This window comes from Amycolatopsis sp. TRM77291 (assembly GCF_054166285.1).
This window is the reverse complement of sequence record NZ_JBSZHF010000001.1, coordinates 1,867,195-1,885,017: the sequence shown is the minus strand read 5'-3', so window position 1 is coordinate 1,885,017 and position 17,823 is coordinate 1,867,195. Positions and strand designations below refer to the sequence as shown.

General features: G+C 69.4%; 17 protein-coding genes. 7 read left to right on the top strand and 10 right to left on the bottom strand.

What is annotated here, in order from left to right; genetic code table 11:
* The first annotated feature begins 4 nt into the window (after positions 1-4).
* The gene (locus tag ACXIZN_RS08890; RefSeq protein WP_457953547.1) at positions 5-2,353 is read left to right on the top strand and encodes an excinuclease ABC subunit UvrA; all 2,349 of its coding nucleotides are present in this window, start codon (positions 5-7) and stop codon (positions 2,351-2,353) included.
* A 115-nt stretch (positions 2,354-2,468) separates the two neighbouring features.
* The gene (locus tag ACXIZN_RS08885) at positions 2,469-3,119 is read left to right on the top strand and encodes a GOLPH3/VPS74 family protein (protein ID WP_457953546.1); all 651 of its coding nucleotides are present in this window, start codon (positions 2,469-2,471) and stop codon (positions 3,117-3,119) included.
* Here ACXIZN_RS08885 and yidC read toward each other — a convergent pair.
* Together yidC and ACXIZN_RS08875 are read right to left on the bottom strand one after the other, a co-directional pair.
* Entirely contained in the window at positions 3,109-3,891 is a 783-nt protein-coding gene (yidC, locus tag ACXIZN_RS08880) for a membrane protein insertase YidC (RefSeq protein WP_457953544.1), read from the bottom strand. The two genes, ACXIZN_RS08885 and yidC, sit on opposite strands and share 11 nt — an antisense overlap.
* Positions 3,892-3,958: 67 nt before the next feature.
* Entirely contained in the window at positions 3,959-4,267 is a 309-nt protein-coding gene (locus tag ACXIZN_RS08875; protein ID WP_457953542.1) for a DUF6412 domain-containing protein, read from the bottom strand.
* Between the two features lie 63 nt (positions 4,268-4,330).
* Between ACXIZN_RS08875 and ACXIZN_RS08870 the strand changes: the two genes are divergently transcribed.
* From ACXIZN_RS08870 to ACXIZN_RS08860, 3 genes are all read left to right on the top strand, one after another.
* The gene (locus ACXIZN_RS08870; protein WP_457953541.1) at positions 4,331-5,950 is read left to right on the top strand and encodes an ABC-F family ATP-binding cassette domain-containing protein; all 1,620 of its coding nucleotides are present in this window, start codon (positions 4,331-4,333) and stop codon (positions 5,948-5,950) included.
* A 123-nt stretch (positions 5,951-6,073) separates the two neighbouring features.
* Positions 6,074-7,087 (top strand): YdcF family protein, encoded by a 1,014-nt coding sequence (locus ACXIZN_RS08865; protein WP_457953539.1) that lies wholly within the window; start codon positions 6,074-6,076, stop codon positions 7,085-7,087.
* A gap of 319 nt (positions 7,088-7,406) precedes the next feature.
* Positions 7,407-8,228, top strand: coding sequence for a class I SAM-dependent methyltransferase (locus ACXIZN_RS08860; RefSeq protein ID WP_457953537.1), 822 nt, complete (start codon positions 7,407-7,409; stop codon positions 8,226-8,228).
* Positions 8,229-8,365: 137 nt separating this feature from the next.
* Here the strand turns inward: ACXIZN_RS08860 and ACXIZN_RS08855 are convergent, their stop codons facing one another.
* Complete coding sequence (locus ACXIZN_RS08855; RefSeq protein ID WP_457953535.1) at positions 8,366-9,967, bottom strand: ABC-F family ATP-binding cassette domain-containing protein; 1,602 nt, start codon at positions 9,965-9,967, stop codon at positions 8,366-8,368.
* 369 nt (positions 9,968-10,336) lie between these two features.
* Between ACXIZN_RS08855 and ACXIZN_RS08850 the strand changes: the two genes are divergently transcribed.
* Positions 10,337-11,146 (top strand): DUF2382 domain-containing protein, encoded by an 810-nt coding sequence (locus ACXIZN_RS08850; protein WP_457953534.1) that lies wholly within the window; start codon positions 10,337-10,339, stop codon positions 11,144-11,146.
* A gap of 41 nt (positions 11,147-11,187) precedes the next feature.
* Here ACXIZN_RS08850 and ACXIZN_RS08845 read toward each other — a convergent pair whose 3' ends face one another.
* From ACXIZN_RS08845 to ACXIZN_RS08830, 4 genes are all read right to left on the bottom strand, one after another.
* Complete coding sequence (locus ACXIZN_RS08845; protein ID WP_457953532.1) at positions 11,188-12,855, bottom strand: protein kinase domain-containing protein; 1,668 nt, start codon at positions 12,853-12,855, stop codon at positions 11,188-11,190.
* Entirely contained in the window at positions 12,852-13,631 is a 780-nt protein-coding gene (locus tag ACXIZN_RS08840; RefSeq protein WP_457953531.1) for a hypothetical protein, read from the bottom strand. The genes ACXIZN_RS08845 and ACXIZN_RS08840 overlap by 4 nt, the downstream gene beginning before the upstream one ends.
* Positions 13,632-13,798: 167 nt before the next feature.
* Entirely contained in the window at positions 13,799-13,969 is a 171-nt protein-coding gene (locus ACXIZN_RS08835) for a hypothetical protein (protein ID WP_457953529.1), read from the bottom strand.
* Between the two features lie 54 nt (positions 13,970-14,023).
* Complete coding sequence (locus ACXIZN_RS08830; RefSeq protein WP_457953527.1) at positions 14,024-14,257, bottom strand: hypothetical protein; 234 nt, start codon at positions 14,255-14,257, stop codon at positions 14,024-14,026.
* Between the two features lie 40 nt (positions 14,258-14,297).
* Between ACXIZN_RS08830 and ACXIZN_RS08825 the strand changes: the two genes are divergently transcribed.
* Complete coding sequence (locus tag ACXIZN_RS08825) at positions 14,298-14,600, top strand: hypothetical protein (protein ID WP_185927189.1); 303 nt, start codon at positions 14,298-14,300, stop codon at positions 14,598-14,600.
* A gap of 1 nt (position 14,601) precedes the next feature.
* On the opposite strand, the gene ACXIZN_RS08820 is transcribed toward ACXIZN_RS08825, so the two are convergent.
* The 3 genes from ACXIZN_RS08820 to ACXIZN_RS08810 are packed head-to-tail and all read right to left on the bottom strand — an operon-like array spanning position 14,602 to position 17,782.
* Positions 14,602-15,039, bottom strand: a complete 438-nt coding sequence (locus tag ACXIZN_RS08820; protein WP_126734288.1) for a response regulator — start codon at positions 15,037-15,039, stop codon at positions 14,602-14,604.
* Positions 15,036-16,559 carry a sensor histidine kinase gene (locus ACXIZN_RS08815; RefSeq protein WP_457953526.1) on the bottom strand — a complete coding sequence of 508 codons (1,524 nt, stop codon included), beginning with the start codon at positions 16,557-16,559 and terminating at the stop codon, positions 15,036-15,038. Before ACXIZN_RS08815 ends, ACXIZN_RS08820 begins: the two co-directional genes overlap by 4 nt.
* Positions 16,556-17,782: a PP2C family protein-serine/threonine phosphatase gene (locus tag ACXIZN_RS08810; protein WP_457953524.1), complete on the bottom strand. Its 1,227-nt coding sequence runs from the start codon at positions 17,780-17,782 to the stop codon at positions 16,556-16,558. Before ACXIZN_RS08810 ends, ACXIZN_RS08815 begins: the two co-directional genes overlap by 4 nt.
* Between the last annotated feature and the right edge of the window lie 41 nt (positions 17,783-17,823).

The following is a 17,823-nucleotide window of genomic DNA, read 5'->3' as shown; positions in this document are numbered from 1 at the left end:
AGTCATGGCGAAAGTTCAAGCAGACCGTGGCCGGTGGATCACCGTGGAAGGCGCCCGGACGCACAACCTCCGCGACGTTTCGGTGCGGGTGCCGAAGCACCGGCTGACCGTGTTCACCGGCGTGTCCGGATCCGGGAAGTCGTCGCTGGCCTTCGACACGATCGCGGCCGAGGCCGAACGCCTGGTCACCGGGAGCTACCCCGCCTTCGTGCGGAACCGGCTGCCCCAGCATCCGCCCGCCGACGTCGACCGGATCGACGGGCTGGTCTTCACGACGATCGTCGATCAGCGGCGGTTCACCGGCAACGCCCGGTCGACCGTGGGCACGGCGAGCGACATCGCGCCGTTGCTGCGGCTGCTGTTCTCCCGCATCGGCGAGCCGAACGCCGGATTCTCGCCCGCCTACTCGTTCAACGATCCGGCCGGGATGTGCCCGCGCTGCGAAGGGCTCGGCGTGGTCGACGAGATCGATCTCGACCGGCTGCTCGACCGCTCGCGGAGCCTGCGCGACGGCGCCGTGCGCTTCCCGACGTTCGCGCCGGGGACCTACCGGTGGAAACGGCTCGTCCACTCCGGACTCGTCGACCCCGATGTCCCGCTGGACCGGTTGCCGCCGGCGAAGGTCGAGACCCTGCTGCACGCCGAAGGGCTCCCCCTCGACGATCCGGGCGACGACTACCCCAAGCACGGGCTCTTCGACGGGATCGTCCCGCGGCTGCGCGACACGTACCTGCGCAAGACGCCCTCACGGCTCACGGCCGAGGAGCGGGAGGGACTCGCCGGAGTCGTCACCCGCGGTGTCTGCCCGGAGTGCGCGGGAACCCGCCTGTCCGAGGCGGCACGCGGCAGCCTGATCGACGGACGGTCCATCGCGGACTGGTCCGCGCTACCGGTCGGCGAATTGCGCGACGTCGTCGCGAAAGTGTGCGAACCGCCGGTGGCGCCGCTGCTGCGGGCGATCCGCGAACGCCTCGACGCGCTGGACTCGGTCGGGCTCGGCTACCTCAGCCTGTCCAGGGAGTCGAGGACGCTGTCCGGCGGCGAAGCCCAGCGCGTCAAGATCGTCCGCCATCTCGGCAGCGCGCTCAGCGACGTCTGCTACGTGTTCGACGAGCCCAGCACCGGTCTGCACCCGCACGACGTGCACCGCCTTCTCGAACTGCTGGCCAAGCTCCGCGACGCGCACAACACGATCCTCGTGGTCGAGCACCATCCCGCGGTCGTCGCGGCCGCGGATCACGTCATCGATCTCGGGCCCGGCGGCGGTGACGGCGGCGGGCAGGTCCAGTTCGAAGGCAGCCCCGGCGAACTCGTCGCGGCCGGCACCGAGACGGGACGGATTCTCGGTACCCCGCTTCGGTTCCGGGAGCGGACCCGCGCCGCGCGAGGGGCCGTGACGATCTCCGGCGCCCGCAGTCACAACCTGCGTGACGTCACGGTCGACGTGCCGCTCGGCGTACTGACCGTCGTCTCGGGTGTCGCCGGCTCCGGCAAGAGCACCCTGATCACGGGCGAACTCCCCCGGCAGCATCCCGATTTCGTCGTCGTCGACCAGGCCCCGCTGCGCGGTGGCATCCGGTCCACCCCCGCCACGGTGCTGGGCGTCGCCGAGCCCATCCGCGAAGCGTTCGGGAAGGCGACGAAGAAACATCCGTCGTGGTTCAGCGCCAACGGCCGCGGCGCGTGCCCGGTCTGCAAGGGAAAGGGCGTCATCATCACCGACCTGGCGTTCCTCGACGACGTCCAGACCGGCTGCGACGCCTGCGGCGGCACCCGGTTCAACCCGGAGGCGCTCGCCGCGCGCTTGAACGAGCGGACCATCGCCGACGTCCTGGCGATGAACCCGGCGGACGCCGCCGCGCTCTTCGGCGAACACCCCGCGATCGCTCAGCGGTTGCGCTGGCTGGACCGGGTCGGGCTCGGTTACCTGACCATCGGGCAGAGCCTCGACACCTTGTCCGGCGGCGAACGGCAACGGCTGCTGCTCGCCCGCCATCTCGCCGACGCCGGCCCCGCGGACGAACTGCGCCTGGTCCTCGACGAGCCGACCGCCGGGTTGCACGGCAGCGACGTCGACCGGTTGTTGGCCCTCTGCGACGAACTCGTCGACGGCGGTGCGACGCTCGTCCTGATCGAACACGACCAACGGGTGATCGCGCACGCCGACCACGTCATCGACATCGGGCCGGGGGCGGGAGCCGACGGCGGGACGGTGGTGTTCGAGGGCGAGCCGTCGGCACTGGCCGAGGACGCCGCGTCGATCACGGGGCGCCACCTGCGAACGCGTTCCCGGCGCCGGACGGCGCCGGGAACACCCACCCGCCCGGGAACAGTTCCCGGGCGAGCGCGATGATTCCCCATCGGGCTTTGCCCGACACGCCGGTACCGAACAGTTCTTCGCCCTGATGTTCCGCCGCCGCCTGGCACTTCGTCCCGCGGAACGGAATGCTGTGCGGCGGGAGGACGAAATGACCGAGTCACTGCCCCAGCGGATGTACCTGCTCGGCTACGACACCGAAAAGAACCGGCTCGACCCCACCAGCGCCCCGGTGCGAGGCACGCTCCTGCGGGCGGCCGCGGTGACCGAGCTGGTCGTCGCGGGTCTTCTCGCCGATCGCGACGGGAAGGCCGCCCGCACGGCAGCGGCGGGCCTCACTCCGGGAGACCCGTTCCTCGCGAAAGTGCTGGAAGACGCTCGCGAAGAGAAGCCTCGCCGCTGGTTCGCCCTCATCGACCACGACTGGCACAAGGCCGAGAACATCGTCCGCGACCAGCTCGCCGCTTCCGGGACGATCAGGGTCGACAAGCGCCGGGCGATGGGCATCTTCCCGGTTCGCGACATCACCCTGGCCGAACCTCAGCGGGCGCGGGCGCTGCGCGAGCCGATCCGGAACGTGGTGCTGAGCGGCGAAGACCCCGGCACCTTCCCGATCGAGGACGCGGTCCTCGCCATGCTGTCGTACGAGGGCGACGTCCGCACGGTCTTCACCTCGAAGGAGAATCGCGCGAACCGGAAAGCCGTCAAGGCGCTTGCGGCGCATGTCGACACCGCCCTGCCCGGACTGCGGAAGGCGGTTCAGTACTCGGTGGCCGCCCGCCGCTCGGCCGTCAGCGGCTAGCCTCCGCCCTGTCGACGACCTTGGTGAGGAAATGCTGCTGTCCCAGCGTCCACACGTTGGTGGCCAGGAAGTACAGCAGCACCCCGATCGGCACCGGGAAGAACGATCCCGAGACCAGCATGCCGGCCGGTGCCAGGTACATCATCAGCTTGGTGATCCCCGCCGTCTCGGGGGCGGTCGCGGTCTGCCGGGCGAGTCCCGAGCGCATCGAGAAGAACGTCGCCAGGCTCGCGAGCAGCATCAGCGGCACCCCGACGGCGATCATGTGGACGTGATCCGTGCCGAACGCGGCCAGCTCGGCCGCCGGTTGCGAAAGCCAGTTGCCGAGCTTCGCGCCGAAGAGGTCGGCGTTCAAGAACGACCGCACGCCGGCGGCGTCGAACACGTGGTTCGACCGCGCTCCTGGGGTGAAATCGCGCAGAACCCAGTACAGGGAAAGGAAGACCGGCAGCTGGATCAGCGCCGGGAGACAACCGCCCAGCGGGTTCGCCCCGGTTTCGGCGTGCAGTTTCTGGATCTCCTTCGTCATCCGCTGGCGATCCTTGCCGTACTTCTCCTTGATCTCCCGCATCCGCGGCGCGAGCGCCTGCATGCGACGGCCCGCGCGCAAGGCGCCGAGGGCGGGTTTGACCAGCAGCAGGCGCAGGGTGAAGACGAGAAACACGATGGACAGCACCCAGGCCAGGCCGGAGTCGGGACTCCAAACGGCGCCGAAAACCTTGTGCCAGAACCAGAGAACGGCGGAAACGGGGTACAGGAAGACATCGAACATGACCAGGTCACTCCGTCGGTCGAAGGTGGGTGGGCAGGAGTGACTGCCTCACCTTCGAACGGAAGGGTCAGGCAGTCGCGATGCCCGGTGACGGAGCCCGGGGCCGCACGCGGCCACGCGCGTCGGGGTCGCGCAGGCTCAAGAACAGCTGTGCGCGTTCGCGCAGGCTGATGGCGCGCACCCGCATCGCGGCGGCGGCGGGTTCCAGGCGGAAATGCGCCGCGAGCGCGAGCAGGACGGCGGCGAGGGACGCGGTCAGGGCTGCGGCCAGGCCGAGCGGGTTGATCCCGCCGACGACCGGGAGCACGACGAACAACCCGGGCAGGAACAGCGCAAGCATCAGCTTGAGCCGCACGCCGAAGTAGGTTCGCTCCACGTCACCGACACTACCGGAGATATTGCGTTGCGTGACTCCCGATCGCGCGGGCAGGCTGTCGAGATGGGTCACGTCGAGGTCGCACACGTCGAGTACCACCTGCCCGACGGACGGCTGCTCCTCGACGACGTTTCGTTCCGCGTCGGTGAGGGCAGCGTCTGCGCGCTCGTCGGCGCCAACGGGGCAGGCAAGACCACGTTGCTGCGGCTGATCTCGGGGGAGCTCTCCCCCACCAGTGGATCGGTGACCATCAGCGGCGGGCTCGGGGTGATGCCCCAGTTCGTCGGCTCGGTGCGCGACGAACGGACGGTGCGGGATCTGCTCGTCTCGGTGTCGCCGGAAGCACTCCGCGCCGCCGCCCGCGCGGTCGACGAGACCGAACTCGCCTTGATGGAACGCGACGACGAAGCGAACCAGATGGCGTACGCGCAGGCGCTCGGCGATTGGGGCGACGCTCGCGGCTACGAAGCCGAAGTCGTGTGGGACAAATGCACGACGGCGGCCCTCAACCTGCCGTACGAAAAGGCGCGCTGGCGTGAGGTGCGCACGCTGTCCGGCGGTGAGCAGAAGCGGCTGGTGCTGGAGGCGCTGCTCCTCGGCGGGTCCGGCGTGCTCCTGCTCGACGAGCCGGACAACTATCTGGACGTCCCCGGCAAACAGTGGCTGGAAGAGCGGCTGCGTGAGACCCAGAAGACCGTGCTGTTCGTTTCGCACGACCGGGAGCTCCTCGCGCGGGCCGCCAACAAGATCATCAGCGTCGAACCCGGGCCCGCCGGTGGCGACGTGTGGGTGCACGGCGGCGGTTTCGACAGCTATCACCAGGCCCGCGCGGAACGCTTCGAGCGCTTCGAGGAACTCCGCCGTCGCTGGGACGAAAAGCACGCCCAGCTCAAGAAACTCGTGGCCGACATGCGGCAGTACGCCGCGCGCAGCGACGAGATGGCTTCGCGCTATCACGCCGCGCAGACACGGCTGCGGAAGTTCGAGGAGGCCGGAGCGCCCGCCGCTCCCCCGCGCGAACAGAAGATCACCATGCGCCTGCGCGGAGGCCGGACCGGTGTCCGCGCCGTCACCTGCGAAGGCCTCGAACTCCGCGGCCTGATGAAACCCTTCGATCTGGAGGTCTTCTACGGCGAACGGGTCGCGGTGCTCGGCTCGAACGGCTCCGGCAAATCGCATTTCCTGCGGCTGCTGGCGGGCGAAGACGTCGCCCACGACGGATTGTGGAAACTAGGTGCCCGCGTCGTCCCCGGCCATTTCGCGCAGACGCACGCCCACCCCGAACTGCTCGGGAAAACGCTCGTCGACATCCTCTGGACCGACCACGCGCGAAGCCGCGGGCCCGCGATGAACATCCTGCGCCGCTACGAACTCGACGGCCAGGGCGACCAGCGGTTCGAGAAGCTGTCCGGCGGTCAGCAGGCGCGGTTCCAGATCCTGCTGCTGGAGATCGGCGGCGCGACGATCCTGCTCCTGGACGAGCCGACCGACAACCTCGACCTCGCGTCGGCGGAAGCACTGCAGCAGGCGCTGGAAGCCTACGAGGGGACCACGATCGCGGTGACGCACGACCGGTGGTTCGCGCGCTCCTTCGACCGGTATCTCGTGTTCGGCTCGGACGGGTACGTGCGCGAAACCGCGGAACCGGTGTGGGACGAGCGGCCGGTGCAGCGCGCCCGTTGACCCACTCGGGTCGGGAAAAGCGACACACCAACGAGAGGTCGCCTTCGGCGGCTCCGTCGTGTGCTTGAATGCCGCCGCGTGCCGACACCCGAGTGCCCGCATCGTCCCCAGGCTGGAGTTGTCGTGAAGGCCGCTGCAATCCCCTTCGCCATCGCGGCCTTGTGCTGTGCGGCGTTCCTCGTGAGCTTCCTTCGCGACCGGCGCCGGTTGCGGAACGGCTTCTATCTCTTCTTCGCGTTGCTGTTCCTCGGCGTGACGTTCATCGCGTTGCTCGCCTCGGTCTCCCCCGAGGCGGCGGGTTTCGTCGCGGTCGGGGTGATCCTGATGATCGTCCCGACGGTGCTCGCGCTGACGGTCTTCCTGATCTGCAACGGGATCACCATGCTGCGCCGCGAGGGGCGGCGGCTGGCCAACGTCCTTTCGCTGCTGACGGGGCTCGGCATCTGCGCGCTGATCGTCTTCAACGCGACGGTCACCCAACTCGCCTGGGAGCCGCTCGACATCGTCCGGGGCATCCTGAACGGACTCGTCGTCTACTTCTCGTTCCTTTTCGTCTGTTTTCTCCTGTACTCGATCGTCTACGGCCGCATCCGCACCGAAAAGGGCATCGACTTCGTCGTGGTGCTGGGTTCGGGCCTGCTGGACGGGCACCGGGTGCCGCCGCTGCTGGCGGGCCGCCTGAACCGGGCCAAACGCGTCATCGAAGCCGAAGCCCGACGCGGCCGGGAGCCGATGGTGGTCACCTCGGGCGGGCAAGGACCCGACGAGGACCTGCCGGAGTCCCACGCCATGGCCGCCTATCTGGTCGAGAACGGGCTGCCGAAGGAGCGGATCCTCCTCGAAGACCGCTCGCGGACGACGTTCGAGAACCTCACCTTCAGCGCCGAGATCATGGAGCAGCGGAAAGCCGACTACCGGTGCACGGTGGTCACGAACAACTTCCACGTGCTGCGCGCCGCCCTCATCGCCCGCCGCGCCAAGGTGAACGGCCAGGTCATCGGATCGCCGACGGCCTGGTACTTCTGGCCGAGCGCCACCCTTCGTGAATTCGTGGCCATCCTGGTGGACCACAAGTACAAGAACCTGATCGTCTGCGGGCTCATCGTGCTTTCGCAGGTCTCCCGCGCCTTCTATTGAGTGGTGGCTCAGGTGCCGCCGGTGCGCGAATGCGGTTTCGCGTGTCGTCCGTCCAATCAAGCGTGTCGTCCATCTGATCACGGGAAGTCGCCAATGCTGAACCTCGTGAGCGCGCGTGTCGCGAAAGCCACTTTCGGGACATCAGACGTCTCGAAAGTGGCTTTCGCGACATGATCGCCAGGGGCGGCGCAGGGGCCACCCGGCCGGCGGAAGAAACCGGCACGCCGGGACGAACTCCGCGCACCAACGCTCGAACCAGCATGACAAATCCCCCGCATCCGTTTGACAACAGAGTTTTCGCGGGGTCATCGTCCTGCGCATGAGCGCTTACACCCGGCAGGCGATGGCGCGGCTGTTCGACCGGACGGCGGAGACCTACGACGCGCTCGGCGTCGACTTCTTCGGTGCGTTCGCCACGGAACTGCTCGACCGGGCCGGGCTCGTCCCCGGTGAGCGCGTGCTGGACGTCGGCTGCGGGCGGGGCGCGGTGCTGTTCCCGGCGGCCGAGCGGGTCGGCCCGGAAGGATCGGTGCTGGGGATCGACCTTTCCGCTGAGATGATCGAGCGCACCGCGAAGGACATCGAGTCGCGCGGAGTCAACGCCTCGGTTTCCCTTATGGACGCCCAAGAACCGACGCTGGACGACGCCGCCTTCGATGCCGTCCTCGCGTCGTTCGTGGTGTTCTTCCTGCCGGATCCGGTGGCCGGCCTGCGGTCCTGGCATCGCCTCCTCGCGCCCGGCGGCAGGCTGGGCGTCACCACGTTCGGCGCCGACGATCCCCGGTGGGCGGCCGTGCGCGAGGTGTTCAAACCGTTCGTTCCGCCGGAGCTGGCCTGGACACTGGCCGTCAGGTCGGGCCTGTTCGCCACCATCGAAGGATTCGGCCAGGCCGTGGAGTCGGCGGGCTTCACCGGTGTCACGTCCGTGGAACGCGTCTATCCGGTGAAGTTCGCCGACCCCGGGCACTGGATCACCTGGTCCTGGTCGCACGGCCAGCGGATGTTCTGGGAGCTGGTCCCGGAAGACCGCCTCGACGCCGTGCGCCGGGCCGTGCTCGCGGAGCTCGAACCGCTCCGCGAGCACGACGGGAGCGTGGTGCTCGCGCAGACCGTGCGCTACACCCTCGCCCACCGCGGTTGACGGCTCACAACGCGAACCTCGGCCAGGACTCCGTGTCCCGTNGGGGCGCCCCCCCCCCCCCCCCCCCCCCCCCCACGACGGGAGCGTGGTGCTCGCGCAGACCGTGCGCTACACCCTCGCCCACCGCGGTTGACGGCTCACAACGCGAACCTCGGCCAGGACTCCGTGTCCCGTGACAACTGCCGGTCGTGCGTGGCGATCACCACCGCCGCCGGGGTCGTTTCGAGCGCGGCGGTCAGCTCGTCGACGAGTGCGGCGGAGAGGTGGTTGGTCGGCTCGTCCAGCAGCACGACGTGCGGGCGCCGGGCCAGCACCAGCGCCAGGTCCAGCCGCCGCCGGGCGCCGACCGACAGCTCGGCCACCGGCCGGTGCCGGTCGTAGCCGGCGAGGAGACCCAGCTCGCCCAGCCCCGGCCCGGATATCCCGGTCCTGGCGAGCTGTTCGTCGTACAGCTCCATCGCCGTCCGCCTGCCCGGCAGGTCGGATTCCTGGCCCAGCCTGCCGATCCGCGCGGACCGCGAACGTGTGACCGTGCCGGTCCCCGGCTCCAGTTCCCCGGCCAGCACGGCCAGGAGCGTCGACTTTCCCGCGCCGTTGCGGCCGGTGACGACCAGCCGGTCGCCGCTTTCCAGCGCGAGGTCGACCGGACGCGTGAGCCGCCCGGCCACCGTCACCCCGGCGGCGCGGAGAAGCGTCGCGCCGCCGTGCGCCGGTAGCTCGGGCATGGCGAACCGGGCGGGCGGCGGCGGAACGGCGACCACGTGCTCGGCCAGCTCTTCCTGCCGCCGGTGGACCGCGCGGACCAGCCCGGGCGCGCGCGTGGCGCGGACGTGCCTGCCGGTGCCCTTGGGCGGCCGCCAGTTGTCGCGCAACCGGTTCCGCGCCGCGGACAGGTCGTCGGCCAGCCGTTGCCGCTCGGCGATCTGGTCGGCGTGCGCCGACTCCCAGCGGGCGCGTTCGGCCTGACGGGCCTCCACATAGGCCGCGTACCCGCCGCCATAGACGCGCGGCCGTCCGTCGCTCGACGGGTCGAGGTCGATCACCGTGGTGGCGACGTCCGCGAGCAGGGCCCGGTCATGACTGACCAGGACGACCACGCCCGGATGGGCGCGCAACCGCTCGGTGAGGTGGTCGAGCCCGGCCGCGTCGAGGTGGTTGGTCGGCTCGTCGAGCAGCAGGACCGGGTGTCCGGCGCCGAGCAGGCAGGCCAGCCGGACCCGGTGCCGCTGCCCGACCGACAGCGTCCCGAGTGGACGGTCGCGGTCGTCCACGGCGTTCAAGGCGGCCAGTGACACTTCGACCCGCCTGTCGGCGTCCCACGCGTCGAGGGCGTCGGCTTCTTCGAGTGCGGCGGCGAAGGCGTCTTCGGCTCCGGGATGTCCGGCACTGAGTGCCTCGGTGGCGGCCTCGAGCCGGGCCAGCGCGCCGCGGACGGCCGCCAGTTCGAGGTCGATCAACGCGCCGACGGTGTCGTCCGGCCCGAGCGGGATCTGCTGGTCTGCGACGCCGGCCGACCCGGAACGGTGCACCTCGCCGCGGTCGGCGGCCAGGTCACCGGCGAGTACCCGGAGGAGGGTGGTCTTGCCGCGACCGTTCTCCCCGACGATGGCGACGCGATCGCCGGCACCGGCGACGAGGTCGACCCCGGAGAGGACGGGCCGTCCCCCGAAGGAGAGGTGGACGCCGGACAGGCGGACGTGCGCCGCGCGCACAGGCGCGGGCGAAAGAGGGGATGACATGAAGGAACTGCCTCCGGTGAAGTGATGAGCAGGAAGAACGAGATCCGGTATCGCGGCTCGCGGTACCGGTGGAGGCGTCGTTCCTCAGAGGAACAGCAGTTGCTGCATCACGATCACGAGGGTAGGTCACGTCTCCGGAGCCCGCATCCGATTTTCGTGATCACACGTTCGCGCCATCCCCCACGACCCGTGGTCACCTCCCGGAGACCCCCATTCACCTGCGACGACACGCCGCCCCTAGCCCGTGATCGTGGCTTCAAACCACCACTTTCCGGGGTCACCCACAGGTGCACCACGACGGTTGCCATGATCACCGGACCGTTCGACGGTGGGCTTCTCAGCAGGCATCTTCCGAGAGGAGCGGGACCGATGGCGAAGACCATGCAGCCGCAGGAACTCATCGACAGTGCCGTGGTCGACCCGACCGGCAACAAGCTCGGCAAGGTGGGCAACGTCTACCTCGCCGACGCGACTCGCCAGCCGGAATGGATCACCGTGAAGACGGGCCTGTTCGGCACCAAGGAGAGTTTCGTGCCGCTCTCCGGGGCGCACGCGGACCAGGACGGTGTGCACGTCCGCGTCGACAAGGACGCGGTCACCGACGCGCCTCGTATCGAGGCCGACGGCCACTTGTCCGCCGAGGAGAGCGCGCAGCTCTACAAGCACTACGGGTTGCCGATGCCGCGGACCTCGCCGGACGGCCGGATGGACGACCGGGCGCAGGGCCGGGGCAGGGACCGGGACGACGCCGGCCGGACCAGGGCCGGTATGGACACGGGAACGGACACCGGCAAGAAGGGCCGGGACGCCGAGCCCACCATGACGCGGTCCGAGGAACGGCTGAACGTCGGCACCGAGCAGGTCGAGACGGGACACGTCCGGCTGCGCAAGTACGTCGTCACCGAGGATCAGCAGGTCACCGTGCCGGTCAGCCACGAGGAGGTGCGGATCGAACGGGAGCCGATCACGAAACCGGGCGGCGAGCGCGCCGAGATCGGCGAGGACGAGCAGGAAGTCGTGCTCCACGCCGAGAAACCGGTGGTGAACAAGGAAACCGTCGCGGTGGAGCGGGCGAGGCTCAAGACCGAGACCGTCACCGAGGACCAGACGATCTCCGGCAAGGTGCGCAAGGAACAGTTCGAGGTCACCGACGACGACGGCAAACGCCGCAAGTCGTGATCCCGTAGCGGGGGCGGCCCATGGCGGCCGCCCCCGGGGATTCAGCGCGTGTGCCGGGCGCGCGCCGCCGCGACCACGAAACCGGCCGCCACGGCACCCGCGATCGAACAGCCGACACCGAAAAGCACCGTCGGCTCGTGCACTCGCAGGACCGACACGCACAGCCACGCCGTCGCGCCGAACAGAAGGCCGAGCACCGGGCCGCCGACGAGCGCGCCCCGCCAGCGGTGACCGTTCCGGATGGTCCGCAGCCCGGATTCCAGATACGCCAAGGCGAACAGGGCGAGGATCAGGCTGCCCGCGCCGAGCGCGCTCGCGAGCGGATGCTGCCGGGTGACGACGGTGAACGTCCTCGGGACGCCGTCGGCCGTCAAGGTCGCGGTGACGGCTCCGCCTGCGATCCAGCGGGTGAGCCCGGGAAAAGCGAGATCCGCGCGGAATCCCTCGCCCTCGGGTTTCGGCACCGCCGACGCGGAACCGAGCGGGATCCCGGCGGCCGAAAGGTCGAGGGTCACCTGTTCCGGGCGTCCCTCCCCGGTCACCGCGAACGTCTTGCTGAGGTCCAGGGGCGCGGACGAGGCGCCGACGCCGTCGATCTTCAGTGTCGTGGCCTCGTGCGGCAGCCGTTCCGGGGTGAGCAGGGTGAGCACCACGAGCGCGATCGCGGCGACCGCCGCGGCCAGCCGGAACCAGAGCACCGAACCGGGCCGGGAGCCGGGCTCGAAGTTCGCGCGAGTCGCCGACAGCGTCGGATCCGGCGCGGGGCGGTGAACTGGCCGTGTCGGGCCGTCTCCCGTCGGCGTGGGCACGCCGAACGCGGAGATGACCCGAGGGGTGAGGTGCCGCACCGGCACCCGCGAACGTTCCAGCCAGCCCGGTCCGTACACGGCGGTGGCGGCCGAGGCGAGGTCGGCGGCGAAGGTCTCCGCGTCGCGGTACCGGGAGTCGAGCTCGCGCGAGAGGCTGCGCATGACGACCCCGGCGATCGGCGACGGCACGCCGTCGATCGGGCGCGGATCGGTGAACATGTGCTGGCGCATCATGCTGATCGCGCCGCGGGTGTTGTCGAACGGCAGCTTCCCGGACAGCAGTTCGTAGAGCACCGTGCCCGCCGAGTAGACGTCGGCCGCCGGGCTCAGCGCGTTGCCCATGGCCTGCTCCGGCGCGATGTAAGCGGGAGTGCCGAGGACTTCGCCGCCGTGCGTGACGAGGGTGGCGCCCTCGCTGATCACCTTCGCGATGCCGAAGTCGGCCACTTTCATCACGCCTTGGGTGGTGAAGAGCAGGTTCTTCGGCTTGACGTCCAGGTGCAGCACGCCCGCTTCGTGCGCCGCGTGGAGCCCGGCGAGCATCGCCAGCCCGATCGCGCACGCCTGCTCCCCGCCGATCTCCCCGCTGTGGAAGCGGCTGTGCACCGTGCCGCCGTCGAGGCGTTCCATCACCATCAGGTGCTCGCGGCCGGTGCGGACGTAGTCGTACACGGGCACGATATGCGGGTGGTCGAGGCTGGCCAGTACCCGCGCTTCGCGGTCGAAGAGTTCGCTGCTGACGGCGTGGTTCAGCACGTCCCACGGCAACTGTTTGATGGCGACGTCGCGGCGCAGCGAACGGTGGACGCCGGCGAAGACGACCCCCATCCCGCCCTGGCCGATCGCGGGCCCGATCTCGTACTGCGGCAGCGCGGCGACAACCTCGGCGGGTGCGCTCATCGGTTGAATTCCTTGGTGGAGTCGGGAAAGCGGACCGTCTCGTCACCGGCGGGAGCCGGCGCGGGATGCGGCGTCAGGTAGCCGAGCAGGAACGCGATGACGGCGGCGCCGAGGACCACGGGGATCTCGATCGCGGGCTCCGGCGGGACGAGCCGCAGCACCGACAGCGAGACGACGGCGACGAGCCCGGTGCCGAATCCGGCGGGCAGGAAACGCAGACCGCGGCGCCACCTGTTGGCGGGAAGCCGATGGCGGGCGAGCGCGAGCAGGGCCGTCAGCCACGCCAGCACGGTGAGCACGAGCATCGCGAGGCCGAAAGCGCCGTAGACCGACCATAAGGACCCGCGGATGTCGGCGACCGTGGCCGCCTCGCCGAGGGTTCCGCGCTGGGCGTCCAGCAGTTCGACCGTCGACGGGAGCAGTCCGATCGCCTGACCGGAGAGGTCGGCCATATCCAGTACGAAGGTCCTGGTGACGCGGCTGTGCGCGGGGACTTCGAACGGCGCCGTGGTGTCGTAGGCGAAGAAGGTCAAGGCGAGCGCCACGCCGGACACCCGCACGCTACGGATCTTGACCGCGGTCCCGCCGCTGTTGGTCGCCGTGACGGTGAGTTCGAGTGGTTTCGCCGGATCGATCACGACCGTGGCGTTGGTGATCGGCCGGTCGTCGAGGGTGACGGCCAGGTCGAGTCCGCCACCGTCCGCGACCGCCGGTGACGAGCCCAGGAGGACCGCGCACAGACCCAACGCAACCCCTGCCGCGATGACACGTCCCATTTTGCGCATCCCCTGTTCGCGTTATCCGACGGGCCGGAATACTACAGCGAGTACCGACCGGAGAGGGACGTCCCAATGCGTATCGTGGTTCGCCTGATATTCGGCACCGTGACCGGGTTGTTGTTCCTGATTTCCCAGGTGGGAGCGGGAAACGCGCAGCAGTCTCCTTATCTGTCCACGGTTGGTTTGAAACCTTCGAGCGGCCCCGCGGGGAGTTCGTTCACCATTTCCTGGAATTTCTCTCCGTGCAAAGGCCCGATTTCTTTCACCTGGGCAGGAATGGCCATTACGTCGGTCAGCGCCCCCAGCGGACAGATCGGGGCGACGGTGCCCGGCAACGCGACTCCCGGCGGCCACCCGGTCACGGGCACGTGCACGAACGCGCGGACCGGTCAGCCGTTGACCGGCAGCGCGACCTTCCAGGTGACCGGGACCGTGACCACGGCGCCGCCGACGACGAAGGTGCCCGCGACGACGAAGCCGACCGCCCCGGTGACCACTCCGACCAGACCCGGGACGACCACCACTCCGACCACCCCGGTCACCACGACGACGCCGCCCACGACGCCACCGTCCACAACGGACACTCCCCCGCCGCCGCCAGACGTCCCGTCATCGAGCAGCACGCCGCCGGGCCCGGACGACCTGATCCTCGACCGGCCGAGCGTGCGCCCCGGCGACGCGCTGTCCGCGACCGGCAAAGGATGCACGCCCGGCGAGCGGGTCACGCTGACGTCGGATGGCGAGCGCGTCGGCGGCGCCTACGCCGACGGCACCGGTGCCTTCACCGCGGCCGTCGAGTTCACCCGGATCGAGGCGGGCAGGCACACCGTCGTCGCCGACTGCGGCGTGCGGCTGACCGGTGCCGTCGAACAGGTGGTGACCAGTTCATCGGGCGGGCAGAGCGGCACCCTGGTGGTGCTCGTCTTCTTCGTGCTCGCCGGGATCACCGTGATCCGGTTCCCCTGAGTCAGCGCGGCAGTTTCACCACGGTGACGAAGAAGTTGTCGATCTGGCGCACCACGTCGATGAACCGGTCGAAGTCCACCGGTTTCGTGACGTAGGCGTTGGCGTGCAGGTCGTAGCTGCGGAGGATGTCCTCTTCGGCCTCGGACGTGGTGAGCACGACGACCGGGATGGTGCGAAGTTCCGGCGACGCCTTGACCTCGCTGAGCACTTCGCGGCCGTCCTTGCGGGGCAGGTTGAGGTCGAGCAGGATCAGCCCCGGCCGTTGCGCGTCCTCGTACGGTGCTTCACGGCGCAGGAACTGCAGTGCCTGCTCGCCGTCGGAAACGACCGAAAGGGTGTTGCGGATCTTGTGGTGCTCGAACGCCTCCTGCGTCATGAGGACGTCACCGGGGTCGTCCTCGACCAGCAGGATGTGGATCGGTTCCAGTGACTCGGTCATGGTCGCTCGTTTCCTTCGTCGGCGTGCTGCGCTGCGGGCAGGGTGAAGCAGAAACGGGTCCCGGCCTGGACGGTGGTGTCCAGCCAGATCGTCCCGCCGTGGTGTTCGAGGATCTTGCGGCACAGGGCGAGTCCGATCCCCGTACCCGGATACTCCCCGCGGCCGTGCAAGCGCTGGAAGATCACGAAGATCCGCTCGGCGTACTCGTCGTTGATGCCGATTCCGTTGTCGGTGACGGAGAACCGCCAGTCCTCGCCGTCACGTTCCGCGACGATCTCGACCTCCGGCGGCTCCTCACCGCGGAACTTGATCGCGTTGCCGACGAGGTTCTGGAAAACCGCCGTGAGGAGGGTCTTCTCGCCTCGCACCACGGGAAGTTCACCGTGGGTGACCCGGGCACCGGACTCGCTGATCGCGTCTTCGAGGTTGCCCAGCGCGGTCTCCAGCAGGTCGCCGGTTTCCAGGAGGACGTTCTCCCCCGGACGGCGGCCGACGCGCGAAAAGGCGAGCAGGTCGTTGATGAGCGCTTGCATCCGTTTCGCGCCGTCGACGGCGAAACCGATGTACTGGTCTCCGCGTTCGTCCAGTTTCCCCTGATACCGCTTCTGGAGCAGCTGGCAGAAGCTGGCCACCTTGCGCAGCGGCTCCTGCAGGTCGTGCGAGGCCACGTAGGCGAACTGCTCCAGATCCGAATTCGACCGCTCCAGCTCACGCGTCCGGGTCACGATCAGTTCCTGCGCCCGCTCCAGCTCCGCGACCTCGTCGAGGATCCGCGAACGCAGCGACTCCACATCGGACGCGAGTTCGCGCATCTCCTTCGGACCGGAACCACGGACCGCGCGGTGGATGTCGGTCTGCGCGACGTCACGGACCTCGACGGCCAGTTGCCGGATCGGCCGGATCAGTTTCCGGTGCAGGACCAGGAAGACCAGAGCCAGTGCGCCGATGAGCAGGACCGCGATCACGATGAGCATCACGCGCAGGACGTCGGCCGAGGCGGACAGGTCGTCGCGCGCGTCCAGCCGTTCGGCCTCCAGCCGGTTCTGCAGGACGCTCAGCGAAGCGCGGACCTCGTCGAACAGCGGTTTGCTCGCGTCCACCAGCTCGCCGGTGGCCGGAGCGCCGACGAGCAAGGGCTCGATGATCGTCCTGCGCCAGGCCGTGGCGGCGTTCAGCACCCGGTCCAGATCGTCGCCCGCCGCCGTCCCCGGAACGACGCCGAGCCGGCGCAACTCGGCCACGGACACGTCCTGTGCTCGCAATCCCTCCCGGTACGGCTCCAGGAATTCGCTCCGCCCGGCCAGGATGTAGCCGCGGACACCGGTTTCCTGGTTCAGCATCGCGGTCGCGAGGGAGTTGGACCGCAGCACCTGCGGACCGGTGACGTCCAGCAGCCTGGCGCGCGAGTCGGTGAGGTTAGTCAAGGCCAGGGACCCGGCCACGATCGCGCCGCCGAGCAGCAGGACGGCGATCACCCCGGACAGCGCGGCCCAGCGGCTGATCGACCAAACGGACTTCATCGGGCCTGCTCCCCGGAGTCGAACGTGAGCAGCGCCAGCGCGACGTCGTCGTCCAACGGCCCGCCGTGCAGGACGTCCATCTCGCTGATCAGGTGGTCGAGCGCCGAGTCGGAACCGCCTTCGGCCTTCAGGCTGTTCAGTGCGGCGGCGGCCATCCGTTCGAGCCCGACCCGTTCCCCGCTGCCTTCGACACGTCCTTCGAAAAGTCCGTCGGTGTACAGCAACAGTGACCATCGCGGTCCGATCGGCACCGTGAGCTCCTGCCAGCCGATACCCGGCACGACACCCAGCGGCGGGCCGAGTTTCTCCCTGGACAGCAGCCTGCCGCCCGACTCGTCGATCAGGAGCGGCTGCGGATGACCGGCCAGCGCCATCTTCAGCGACCGGCGGTCCGGCGCGACCGTGATCATGCAGACGGTGGCGAACAGCGGGCCCAGTGCCTCGTGTTCCAGCATCTTCTCCACCATCGCCAGGGTTTCCGCCATCGGCAGCCCGGCGAGCACGACCGAACGCCACGCGATCCGCAGCGCGACACCGAGCGCCGCTTCGTCCGGACCGTGTCCGCACACGTCCCCGATGACCAGCTGGAGCGTGCCGTCGGGGAGTTCGACGGCGTCGTAGAAGTCACCACCCAGCAAGGCCCCGTTCCGCCCCGGCCGGTACCGCACCGCGAGCCTGAGACGAGGATCGGTCACCAGCGGGGTCGGCAACAGGCCGCGTTCGAGACGCGCGTTCTCCCTGGCCAGCAACTGATGCTGGAGCAGCTGCTGCTCGACGCGTTCGGCGCGACTGCGTTCCCAGGAATACCGGAGGGTCCGTGCCAGGAGGCTGCCGTCGACATGCTGTTTGACCAGGTAGTCCTGGGCGCCGGCACCCAGCGCCGCCACTCCGGTGGCTTCGTCCTCCTGCCCGGTCAGGACGATCACCGCGGTCGACGGAGCATGCTGTCGCAGCCGGGTCAGACCGGTCAGGCCGGTGGCGTCCGGAAGCTGGAGATCCAGCAGTACGCAATCGGCCGTGATCCGGCGCTCGAGTGCCCGTTGGAGCGTCGTCACCCTGTCGAGCACGACCTGTTCCAGGCTGCCGGCGGCGTCGGCGAGCATCTCTTCGACCAGAAGCGCGTCGCCGTCGTCGTCCTCGATCAGCAGGACATGCAACCGGGTCGGCTGGAAGGAAGACCTACGAGGCGGAGACTGCTCGCCGTAACGCACGGCGTTGGACACGGACAGCCACCTTTCCTCACCGGTTTGTCCGGCGCACGAAC